We start from the raw sequence: 11,287 nt of genomic DNA, 5'->3' as shown, positions 1-11,287 counted from the left end.
ACCTAGGCTCTGGCCACCAATATACTGGTTCGGAACAGACAACGTAGGTGAACCACTACTGGTAGATATAGTTAATGGTGCACCCTTCGTCCTTGAGGTTAGCCTACTCACGGCACTATACACTACCGTGCTTGGTCTACTGGTTGGTATAGTGGCTGGATTCAGTGGTGGTTATGTTGATGCTGCCTTATCGTTCATTAGCCAAGTACTAATGACTATACCAAGCCTACTGCTGGTCATGATAATGGCAACAATGATCCACACTAATAATCCCCTCATACTATCCGGCATACTAAGCATAACTGGTTGGACCGGCCTAGCCCTCTCCGTTAGGTCACAGATACTCTCAATGAGGGAATTACCCTACATTGAGGTTTCAAGGGTATTGGGCTTATCCGGAGGCTACATACTGTTTAAGGAAATTACACCTAAGATAATGCCATACGTTTGGATAAACTTCATACTCAACATGGAGGGGGCAGTGTACGCATCCGTAGGCTTATACTTCCTAGGCCTACTACCCTTCCAAAACTACAATTGGGGTGCATTAATAAGCGAGGCCTTAGGCTACGGTGCATACTATGGTGGGAGGGCATTACCAATACTAATAGTCCCAGTTGTATTCGTGACACTATACATGGTGGCGCTCATAGAGTTAGCCTACGGTATAGACGAGGTAATAAACCCAAGACTCAGAAAGTGAGGAATATATAGTATTTTTTCTTCTCATTATATTACGTTAGCTTATTTAGGGTAAAATTTATAAAATAGTATACAGATAGCGATACCATGGTTGCCAAAGCCTGGTTCAAACTAACTCTAGCTGCTGCGGTGATAATACTTGTTGGTCTCGCCGTAGTACAGCTAGGTCTCAGATCCACCGGCCCAGTAGTTAATGCTCAGCAGTATAACATAACGCCATATAATACTTTATATGTATTTGCTATAATGAGTCCACCGTTAACTAGTATATCCCTTTATAATCCGAATATATTCCATGGTGGTATTGCTTGGTATGGTGTTGTTCAGTCCCACGTAGCGGCAATAAACTACACCACTGGTGAGGAAATTCCAATACTAGCTAAGAATTGGACTCTTCAAGTGCTTCCAAATGGTTCATTAGCAATATACATAACGTTAAGGCATAGTGGGATGAGCAATGGTCAACCTATAACATGTTGGGACCTCTTAGCAAACAATATTGCTAATGGCTTGATACATAACATGTGGGGTAATGTATCAATAATAAATAATTACACCTGCGTGTTCAGGATGCCTGAAGGTTATTATGCCCCACCCACTAGCCCTGCGGCTGAGGCTTACGATGTTTTCTGGGCGCTCAACTGGGGTGGTGTGGCTTTGGATTGGACGTTTAACGCATGGTATCCGTTAATGGAGGCTACTTTAGCCAACTATAGTTGGTTATGGCTATTTAACTTTGGCAACGCTACACAGCAGGCTGAGGCTAGGAAGGTCCTCACGCCCTTAATTAATGAGCTATTTACAGCAACCTTACCACCTAACACACCGACCACTGGTCCATTCTACGTATGCGATATTACTCCTGAGTACATACTGCTCTGTAAGAACCCGTACTTCTATGCTGCTAAGGATATTAAGGTTGATTACATTGTTGAGTGGCAGTACTCATCAATGACTCAGGTTTACGCTGCCTTAGCCTCAGGTAAAATTAGCATCTGGAATACTGGCCCCGGTTCGCTCTCCCCATCAATAATTGCCACTATCTTAAGTAATCCTAATATGAAGATGTTTACAATACCATGGTGGGGTGGTGATGCCTTGTATTTTAATTTCCTTAATCCTTGGTTGGCTATGCCTCAGGTTAGGCAGGCTATTTACTACGCCGTTAATTGGACCCAGTTGGCTCAAGCAGCATACGGGCCTCAATTCATATTACCATCACCAATGCCGCAAGTCGGCATTATGAATGATAAGTACCCAAGTCTGGTTCAGCAGGTTATAAGCTACTGGGCTAGCCAAGGGTCACCACTAATTAACTACACTTATAATCCTGATGAGGCTGCTAAGCTCCTTGAGAGTGTTGGCTTCACTAAGAAGGGTGGAGTATGGTACACGCCTAATGGCTCAGAATTCACACTAACACTATACATAGGGTCAGGGGCAGCACCACCACAGTTGGCTCTAGTTAACAGCATTGCTAATGCATTAACAAGCTTCGGAATACCAACAACAGTAACCGTTTACCCAAGTTCCGAATTCAGTACAATTGTTCAGAAGGGTCAGTATGATATAATGTTCCAGTACTATGATGGTGCACCAGAACCTGGCTTACCATCATTCTTCCCAGAAGGCCCAATACCAGCAGCCTACTTCCAGGGCTATCCATTTAACGTGACTCATTGGAACATGGTGATTACGTTACCTAATGGTACACAGGTTAGCCCACTTCAGGCATGCTACAAGTATCAGCTTAATCCAGCTAGGACATTCTCATGCTACGCAATCTCAATGTGGGCTTGGAACCACTACGTACCATTCATACAGATTGATAGGAATACTCAAGTATTCTTCATAAATACTCAGTACATTAATTGGCCACTTAATGACACGTCAATATGGAGTAACCTACCTAGTATACAGACTGAGGCTTGGACTACGTTGTTAACTCATATTTCATTCAAGACACCCACGGCTACAGCCACAACCACATCAACTACTACTTCAACCGCTCCAGCTACTGTAACTAAGGTTGTTACACCCTCATACGTATTATATGCTGTGGTTGCTGTTGTCGTGGTTGTAGTGGTTGCAGCGGCTGTGGCTATAATACTAATGAGGAGGAGGTGATGGTTTACCTCATTTAAGGTTATTTAAAATTCCATTTTTTCCTTAAATCATGTTCTTTCTATTCAAATAGGTACTGTGAATTAGGATTTGGGTAAAGGATATAAATTACACTACGTATTACTAGACTCAGTGCTGGAGATCCTATTCATGGGTAGGAGAAGTGTGTTTAATGAGTTAAGTAGAATAATCGCTGGCCCCATTAGCGTTAAGTATGTTGACTCCACTGTGATTAAGGCTACTGGTAATGAAGTATGCGTGCTGGATTACTACATTGATGCTGAGTGCATTGGTAACTGCATTAAGGTGGGTAGGAGTGTTGAACACGTGGAGTTAATGGGTGAGTTGATTAATGCAGTATCTAGTGTACTTAACAGTGGTTTAATTAAAATGGGTATTGATTATGGTACTGAAAGGGTTGGCGTTATCCTAGTTTATGATAATACTCCATTAATTGGTGATGTGTTAACTCCAGTTAAATTAATGAAGCTGCTTAAGGTAATAAACGGTAAGCTTGGTTATGTTGCCGTGGGGGATTCACCTATTGTGCATAGGTTTCTAAGGAGGAGTGTTAAGGATTTATGCTTAATAGCCGATAACGTATTAATCATTGATGAGCTTGAGTCCTCCAGGTTGAGGAGTTGGGTGTCTACCAATGGGTTAATTGATGATGTTGCTGATGCGTATGCAATAACCTTAACTAAGCCTAAGATGATCATTAAGTGCCCCCAGGATTAACGTAATCCCTCTCCACGCTTCTTATTGACTCTATTATTATATCTACAGCCTTCTCAGCAAGCTCAATAGGTATGTTTAACGGTGGCGCAATTCTTATTGTTGACTTACCTGCACCTATCACGGCTACACCCCTCTTAAACGACCTCATTAAAACTTCCCCAAGTTCCTTAACTGCAGGTTCCTTGCTTACCTTATCCTTAACAAGCTCAACCCCAATCATTAACCCAAGCCCCCTGACGTCGCCAATTAGCCTACTTGAATTAGCCTCCTCCCTGAACCTTCTCATGATGTAGTCTCCTACTCTTGAGGCATTTGTAAGTAAGTCTTCATCCCTAATAATATTAATGACCTCAATACCTGCAGCTAAGGCTACTGGATTACCCCCGAATGTATTGGCATGGGAACCCTTAGGTAGTTTCATTAAATCAGCTTTACCTACAATTGCACCAAGCGGTAAGCCTGCCGCTATGGCCTTAGCCATTGCGATTAAGTCAGGTTGAACACCGAAATGCTCAACCGCAAACCACCTACCAGTCCTACCAAAGCCTGACTGAACCTCATCAACCACTAGCATTATACCATGCTCCTCGGTAAGCTTCCTTAACCCCCTCATGAAGTTAATAGGTGGTACAACGTAACCTCCTTCACCTTGAATAGGCTCTATGAAAACTGCGGCTACCTCGCTTGGGTCAACTAATCTACCAAGTAACCAATCCTCAATGAATGATAAGGCCTGTTCACCGCATTCCTCCTCACTCAGTTTCCTACCGAAGGGGCACCTGTATGGGTATGGGTACGGTGCATGAATCACGTTAGGCATCATTGGGTTAAACCCAAGCCTCTGAATGGGCTTACTGGCCGTTAACGACATTGAGCCGTAAGTCCTTCCATGAAATGCGCCTAGAAAGGCCATAACGTAAGGCCTCTGATTCCTAAAATGCCCCCTAGCGATCTTAAGAGCCCCCTCTATGGCCTCAGTACCTGAATTAGCGTAAAAAACGTTCTTCTCACCGCTTATTGGGGTTACTTCAATAAGCATTGACGCGTGCTTTACGGCTAATTCATAGTAGAAGTCCGTTAAACTATAGTGAGTGAATTCACTGGCCTGATCCCTTATGGCCTTAACTACCCTTGGGTGGGAATGCCCAACATTCATGACCGCTATACCTGAATTAAAGTCTATGTACAAGTTACCGTCAACATCCTCAACCACAGGACCAAGCCCCCTCTTAATCACTAGGGGGTACCATCGTCCAAAGGACTGCATTATTAATGATTCATCACTCTTAACTATGCTTAAAGCCCTAGGCCCAGGGGGTTCCACTACTATTCTTGGGACGTCACTTGGCTTAACGTCCCAGTACCAGTTAGGCATGCTTAGTTAACCTCAGTGGTGTTTAAAAGTATTCTATAATAAAGTATATAATCTATGTAGCATTATTTAAGAACTTTACCTGTTAACAAGCTAATTACAGGGGATTTACCGAAGTCCTCCCCAAGGTCAATACTGGTTTCCCTAGCTGGAATAAGCCTAATACCTAGTGAACGGCCTTTAACCCTAACTACCTCAGATAAATCAAGAATTAGGTTTTTAATTAACCCCAATTCACTAATCGGTACTGGAACCATATCAATACCCGCCACACAAACTTGCGTATATGATATTAATTTAAATAAGTCAACTAAACCATCATTGAACCTCGCCTTTAATTCATCATCCTCCCCCAGCGGTAACATTATTTCATTGAAGCCTGTCTTACTGAGAGGTAACTCGCTTATTAACCTATTAATAAGGCCAATGACTGCCAAGGTCCCTAATTCACCGAACCTCAATCCACCCGCCTTCTCAATCACCTTAACTACGGAATCCTGACCCCATGGGGATAATGATGCGTCAATACCCCTATACTCCACACCGGCTAATTCACTCAACTCCTCACCTATTGCATTAGCCTTACCCACTAAATTCTTAATTCTTCTTTGCAAGTCACCACTACCACTAAGTAGGTCTGAGGCGTAGAGGATGGCTATTGATAACCCAGTACCACCCTTAACATTAACTGATGCTGGGTAATATGGGGTTTCAATTAAGTCCCCTAGGAGTACTGCCACTTTTCTGGCAGCTAATGGTTCCTCGGAGGACATTGCCTTAAGCAGGTTAACGTAGAAGTTGGCTGCATCATCATCGTAGTCAGGCATCCAGATCATGGAGTACGTATCGTACTCCTCAATCAACTTAGCTACGGTAGTGGGGTCTAGGGGGGTCATGAGGCTTAAGCCTGAGTAAACGTAACCCCTCCTTGCGGCTATGGATTTAAGTATCCGAAGTTGCTCCTTAGCTGCATTAATACTGCTTACGAACGGTAACGTAACCCTCTTAGTCACAACACTTACACCATATTTGGAGGAGACTGCGCTAATGCCTGCATTAACCCTATCTAGCAGGTTAGGTAATGAGGCTAAATCATCCGTGAATAAGGTTACTGCCCTAATTTTCATCCTAGGTTAATTACAGTCAGGAGTTATTAAGCATAACCCACATTCAGCATTCAAGCCTAATGCCGCTGAGTATGTGCGCTTTAATCCTATACGTTAACACGTAATCCTCATTAGCCAATAGTTGAGCCATGTTTATTGAATTAGGTTTAATGCTCCTAATGAATGAGTACACGCTGGAGCTACTCATGGTTCTAATGGGTTCCGCATCCATTAGGGAGAAGTTCTTGACGCAGAAGTGTAGTATAGGTATTGCAGATAACTTAGTTGACCAGTGTATTGATAAGGGCACTCTAAATGCCTTAACTTTACTCAGTGTGTTAATACCCAGGGTTATGTTGCTCATTAATCCGCTGAACCTACTAAACCTCTTCATAGCCCTCTGTGCAGCGTCAATGATTATTCTAAGTAACCTAGTAGCGTTCTTTAACTCGACGCCCTCCTCATTCAATTTAGCAAAAACCTTAAAGCCATTCATACCATCAAAGTACATTAACATGCTACTAACACCCACAGCCTCAAACCCCAGTCTTACTGCATTAGAGGCTATGTGCATGATTAAGTAACCCTCAGGCGTGTTAAACATAGCCTGCTTAACCTTAATATCAGCAACCAGGACATCGACATTGCTTGAACCTATAGGCTTAACGGAGGCCATGAAGTCTAATCCACCTTGGGCAACGAAGGATTTCAAGTCATTAATACTACTTATTATTATTGGCTTACCCTCAATACTCCTAATTAACCTAACACCACTGGATTGCTGCACTATGACTTGAGTAGTCCTATTAACCATGAAGTCAAGCATTAATTCACCCACTGAATCATAGTATTTAATTGGGTCAACTGGAACCCTCTTCACCACTGGATTTAATCTCCTTACACTCTTCATACTCGCTCACTGGTGGTGAGTATTATACAGTATATTAACTTACCTCTAGGTTAAACTACACTATACTGATTGCATGTAGCATCCATGAATTAGTGGGTAAGCGTTTTTAAGAAATACTAGGCTAATTTACGCGTGGTTAACATATACATGGGTAAGGGAAGCTGCTATGCGATTAAAGAAGGCATTTACGTTAAGCCCGGCCCAATGGATTTAGGTAGGGCGGCAGCTCACCTTTACCTACACTTGAGGGACCTTAAGGCAGGGTACACGTACAATCATGAATGCGTTAAGGTAAGGATGAGCCGTAGCCTCTTCGAAGCTAGATGTAAGTACCTTGTTAAACTCTGTAGGGAACAGGTTAATGATGAGTATGAGTGTGGTCAAGTGGAGCAATTGGTCAATACGGTACTGGATAATGTGAAGCTTCCTCAATGGGCTGAGGAACTGGCTAAACAGTACCTGGTTAAGGTAACTAGGTTACTTTAAGGGGCAGAATCATTTTTTACGTTAATGGATGTGTTTTCATGTTCATTTATTTTAACTAGTTTTATGGAGGGTTACTGAGGTCTAGGAAGGCTTGCTAAGTATAGGATACTTTACATCTAGGTTAAGGTTCCTGTAATCCTCGTGAACTCATCCTACGCCTCATTAGCTTACCCTCATCCGCAACTCAAAAATCACATACCAACCCAATGGGAGCTCTACCCTAAGGGTTAGTAAATGTTAGAAGGGAGGAGAGTCTTGGCATAGGTATGTGGTAACATTATATAATCTATTGAAGAGAGCTGGAGATGGTAGCCCCATGCCGTTGGTCTCAACGGAGCCCGTGGCCCACACGCGATAGGAATGCGTCGAAGGCTAAGTCCCTACACCTAACCACGAAATAACCGAAATGAAGGTGTAGGTACAAACGGAGTTAACCATATTAATAAGGCTCCTAATGCCTTAAGGGGGATTAGGTGAGCCTATGTTTACTTGAACGTAGGGACTTAGTGATTTCAGGCTTAGCAGTCTTCATAGCATCATTCATGCTCTTCTCCCAGTATTGGCTAGTTGACTTAAGCCTACTGGGTCCTATTTCCTTAGCCTCAGCTCTAGTTGCCGTAACGGCATTCATGGCCCATGAATTAATGCATAGGTACGTTGCTAGGAGGCTCGGCTACATTGCATGCTTTAAGCTTGTTAAGTATGGCCTAGTAATGCTCCTTGTGACGGCTTTAATAGGATTAGCGGCTAGGTCACCGTTCATGATGGGTGCCCCAGGGGCAGTGGCTATTGGACCAAACATATTGGGTAAGGAGAATAGTAAGTACAGGGCTCTTATAGCCTTAGCTGGGCCTGGGACTAATGTAATAATGGCTGCGCTATTCTATGCGTTAACCCTATTCACCGCTAATATTAACATTACGCTACTGCTTGCTCTGCACTTAACCTATATCCTTAATTCCATACTAGCCCTATTTAACTCCCTCCCAATACCACCTCTTGATGGTTACCAGGTAATTAGGAATAGGGAGTATGGATTATGGTTAACGCTCATGGTGTCTTCAATAATTATCTCTATCCCTGCACTGGAATACTTACTTTAACCTTACCCGCACCCTTCACGGTTTCCCTTACCTTTAACGCTATTAATGCGGTTAATATTGATGAAACCGCTGATGACATGAATATGTAGTAGAAGGATAACCTTGAGGGAACCATGTACAGTATCGGTAATTTACCTAACATACCCATTAACACCCCCTGCTTATACGTATCTAGTATAGAGCTTGCGAATACTGGACCAAGGGTATTACCCATTAGTCTCATCGTCGTATTAGTACCAGTTATTGTGGCGAGTCTCCTCTCGGATGCGGACATCATGAGTACTGTTATCCTAGTCACCATCATGCCGCCTATACCGATTAATGTAACCACTAGGGTAATCATAACATCAGCCACCGTTAACGAGTAGTCTAGCGATGTCACGGCTAGAATCAGTGAACCAAGGGCTGCTATTAATGGTGCAACCACTAGTATTGGTTTTACACCAACTCTACCTGATAATGCCCCAAAGGCTGGCCCAACAATTAACATTATTATGCTTATTGGGGCTAGAGTAATGCCTGTGGATAATATATCCATACCAAAGCCCACTGGCCTAGGCAGCTCAAATAGGTAGACCAGGGCTTGAAAGAGTAGGAATAGTCCAAACCCGGATACGAATGATGCTAGAAGGGGGACTGCCACATTAGGGTTTGAGAAGTCTTCAATGCTGATTATTGGATTAGGCGCCCTCCTGGAGTGTCTTAGGAATAAGCCAAACACAATTAACCCAATTACCACCCCACCCAACGTTAATGGTGATGTCCAACCAATCTGATGCGCGTATGTTAAGGCTAGTCCAATTATAAGGAAGCTTAAGGATAATGAGGCTAATCCCAGTAGATCAATAGGTTCCTTACTCATGTTGCCTCTTGAATCAGGTAACACCCTGTACGCAACCAGTATTGCAGCGATTAAGAGTGGTAATGCGGTCCAGTATACTGTTTGCCAATCATAGTACTGGGCTATGAATGCACCTATGGGTAATGCGACTGCGCCACCTATCGCGAAGGTGGATGCTATGATACCCTGAGCCATAGGTAGCTGCTCTCTAGGTAATCGTTCCCTCAATATGGTGTAGGCTATTGGATTAATACCTAATCCAATACCCTGCAGAGCCCTAAAGGCCACTAAGGCTGAGAAGTTCGGTGAAATACTGGTGAATAGCACTGACACTGTGTAGATAACTAGAACAATCATAAGTACCCTCTTCTTACCGTACTCATCAGCTAACTTACCTATCACTGGTGCTAAGGCTAAGCCACCTAGGGTTTCAGCGGATAAAACCCATGAAACCTCCGAGGCTGAGACGCTGAATTCATTCTCAATCCTGTATATTGAAGGAAGCACAGCCATTTCAATGTACATTGTTAAAACGGATATGAAGGCTAATATAGGTAGGTACCTCCTTAACACATGAGCAGTATGGCTCATATAAGCTATTATGGAATCTCGTATATTAACTTTTTGCAAATGGTAATTAGTATTGAGTTGGTTGACTATTAGACTCAATAGCTATAACTAGGTTCAATATAGTAACGAAGGTTAATCAAGTCTAATCTAGGTTCATGGTTTGCAACATATGCGGCACTACGTTAATATAGGTGTAGGTTAGTTATCAGTACACTTAATAGCATGGTTATTTGTCAGCATATAGTAGGTAATATTTATTTACCTGAGTAAAGTTAAGTTAAATACGATGAATTGTGTTCACCTAATGATGCATTATGGGAAAAACTTATATAGGAGAGGTAGCTAAATATACTTTATGGCTAGGAGAGACGTAATAAATACCTCAATTTGGGCCGCCAAGAGTATAGCTATTGTTTTCGCCGAGTTAGTTTTCGCAATAAGCATATCATTCTTCCTAATACACGCAATGCCTGGTAACCCGTACCAAATAATCCTAGTGGGTCTACTGCAGAGGGGTATACCTTACGAGCAGGCTAAGATAATGGCGGCTGCCTTAGCTGGCTATAACCCTAACGTAAACCCAATAGTGAGTTGGGCTGGGTACATGTGGAGTGTGTTCCACGGTAATTTAGGCTACTCACTAATATATAGGGCGCCAGTTAGTAAGATTATAGCTACTGCTGCTCCCTGGACAATACTATTGGTTGCAGTATCCTTAACATTAGCCTTTGCAACAGGCTACATACTGGGGCTTTACGCAGCCTCCAAGACAGGCGTAGTGGATGCGTTAATAAATGGTTCATTATCCTTCTTCCAGTCAATACCAGCCTATGTCCTAGCATTAATACTAATAATAATATTTGGCGTACTCTTAAAGATAGCTCCCATAGCCGGAGCCTACTCATCAAACGTTACACCTGGCTTCACTGCTAAATTCATACTCGATGTAATGAGGCACCTAGCCCTCCCACTTCTAACCTACTTCTTAGTCATATTCCCAGGCTGGGTCTTCGGCACTAGGAGCTTGGCAATAAGCATTACTAGGGAGGATTACGTGCTTGTAGCTAAGGCTAGGAGCCTACCGGAGAAGAGGATTACCCTCACATACATTGGTAAGAACGCTCTACTGCCTCAGTTAACTGCATTACTGTACTCCTATGGTTTAATGTTCGGTAGCAGCATATTCATTGAGTCAACGTTTGCAATACCTGGGCTTGGCTATGTGCTTGCAATAGGTTCTGGTTCAAGGGATTACTTACTGACTATTGGTTCATTCCTGGTTATTATTATTGCTGTTATTTTGGGTAATTTTATTGCTGATGTTACTTATGGTTT

Annotated in this window: 10 protein-coding genes; 6 read left to right on the top strand and 4 right to left on the bottom strand. The window is 42.8% G+C overall.

From position 1 onward, the window contains the following. The 3 genes from Q0C29_RS02775 to Q0C29_RS02765 all read left to right on the top strand — a co-directional run. A partial coding sequence (locus tag Q0C29_RS02775) for an ABC transporter permease (RefSeq protein WP_291999138.1) occupies positions 1-703 on the top strand: 703 nt, incomplete at its 5' end. Positions 704-789: 86 nt separating this feature from the next. Next, a complete protein-coding gene (locus Q0C29_RS02770; protein ID WP_291999137.1) occupies positions 790-2,829 on the top strand; it encodes an ABC transporter substrate-binding protein in 2,040 nt (679 codons plus the stop codon). Positions 2,830-2,958: 129 nt separating this feature from the next. Beyond that, a complete protein-coding gene (locus Q0C29_RS02765) occupies positions 2,959-3,564 on the top strand; it encodes a hypothetical protein (RefSeq protein WP_291999136.1) in 606 nt (201 codons plus the stop codon). Here Q0C29_RS02765 and Q0C29_RS02760 read toward each other — a convergent pair. The 3 genes from Q0C29_RS02760 to Q0C29_RS02750 form a co-directional block, all read right to left on the bottom strand. Then, positions 3,545-4,939 (bottom strand): acetyl ornithine aminotransferase family protein, encoded by a 1,395-nt coding sequence (locus Q0C29_RS02760; RefSeq protein WP_291999135.1) that lies wholly within the window; start codon positions 4,937-4,939, stop codon positions 3,545-3,547. The two genes, Q0C29_RS02765 and Q0C29_RS02760, sit on opposite strands and share 20 nt — an antisense overlap. A gap of 62 nt (positions 4,940-5,001) precedes the next feature. Continuing rightward, entirely contained in the window at positions 5,002-6,063 is a 1,062-nt protein-coding gene (locus tag Q0C29_RS02755; RefSeq protein ID WP_291999134.1) for a DUF711 family protein, read from the bottom strand. A 43-nt stretch (positions 6,064-6,106) separates the two neighbouring features. Next, on the bottom strand, positions 6,107-6,952 hold the full coding sequence (locus tag Q0C29_RS02750; protein WP_291999133.1) for a hypothetical protein: 846 nt from the start codon (positions 6,950-6,952) through the stop codon (positions 6,107-6,109). A gap of 132 nt (positions 6,953-7,084) precedes the next feature. On the opposite strand from Q0C29_RS02750, the gene Q0C29_RS02745 reads away from it, so the two are divergent. Further along, on the top strand, positions 7,085-7,438 hold the full coding sequence (locus Q0C29_RS02745) for a hypothetical protein (protein WP_291999132.1): 354 nt from the start codon (positions 7,085-7,087) through the stop codon (positions 7,436-7,438). Positions 7,439-7,911: 473 nt separating this feature from the next. Next, on the top strand, positions 7,912-8,541 hold the full coding sequence (locus tag Q0C29_RS02740) for a site-2 protease family protein (protein ID WP_291999131.1): 630 nt from the start codon (positions 7,912-7,914) through the stop codon (positions 8,539-8,541). Here the strand turns inward: Q0C29_RS02740 and Q0C29_RS02735 are convergent. Further along, the gene (locus Q0C29_RS02735; protein ID WP_291999130.1) at positions 8,513-9,973 is read right to left on the bottom strand and encodes an MFS transporter; all 1,461 of its coding nucleotides are present in this window, start codon (positions 9,971-9,973) and stop codon (positions 8,513-8,515) included. The two genes, Q0C29_RS02740 and Q0C29_RS02735, sit on opposite strands and share 29 nt — an antisense overlap. Positions 9,974-10,307: 334 nt before the next feature. Between Q0C29_RS02735 and Q0C29_RS02730 the strand changes: the two genes are divergently transcribed. Next, a partial coding sequence (locus Q0C29_RS02730) for an ABC transporter permease (RefSeq protein ID WP_291999129.1) occupies positions 10,308-11,287 on the top strand: 980 nt, incomplete at its 3' end.

Source organism: Caldivirga sp., assembly GCF_023256255.1.
In the GTDB taxonomy this organism is placed as follows: domain Archaea; phylum Thermoproteota; class Thermoprotei; order Thermoproteales; family Thermocladiaceae; genus Caldivirga.
Note: the sequence above shows the minus strand (reverse complement) of the source record. Positions and strands in the feature narration are given on the sequence as shown.

What these genes read in the sequence shown, in the direction of transcription:
- Q0C29_RS02770 (WP_291999137.1), top strand. Translation starts at nt 790, where the DNA reads ATGGTTGCCAAAGCCTGGTTCAAACTAACTCTAGCTGCTGCGGTGATA.
- Q0C29_RS02760 (WP_291999135.1), bottom strand. Translation starts at nt 4,939, where the DNA reads ATGCCTAACTGGTACTGGGACGTTAAGCCAAGTGACGTCCCAAGAATA.
- Q0C29_RS02755 (WP_291999134.1), bottom strand. Translation starts at nt 6,063, where the DNA reads ATGAAAATTAGGGCAGTAACCTTATTCACGGATGATTTAGCCTCATTA.
- Q0C29_RS02750 (WP_291999133.1), bottom strand. Translation starts at nt 6,952, where the DNA reads ATGAAGAGTGTAAGGAGATTAAATCCAGTGGTGAAGAGGGTTCCAGTT.
- Q0C29_RS02735 (WP_291999130.1), bottom strand. Translation starts at nt 9,973, where the DNA reads ATGAGCCATACTGCTCATGTGTTAAGGAGGTACCTACCTATATTAGCC.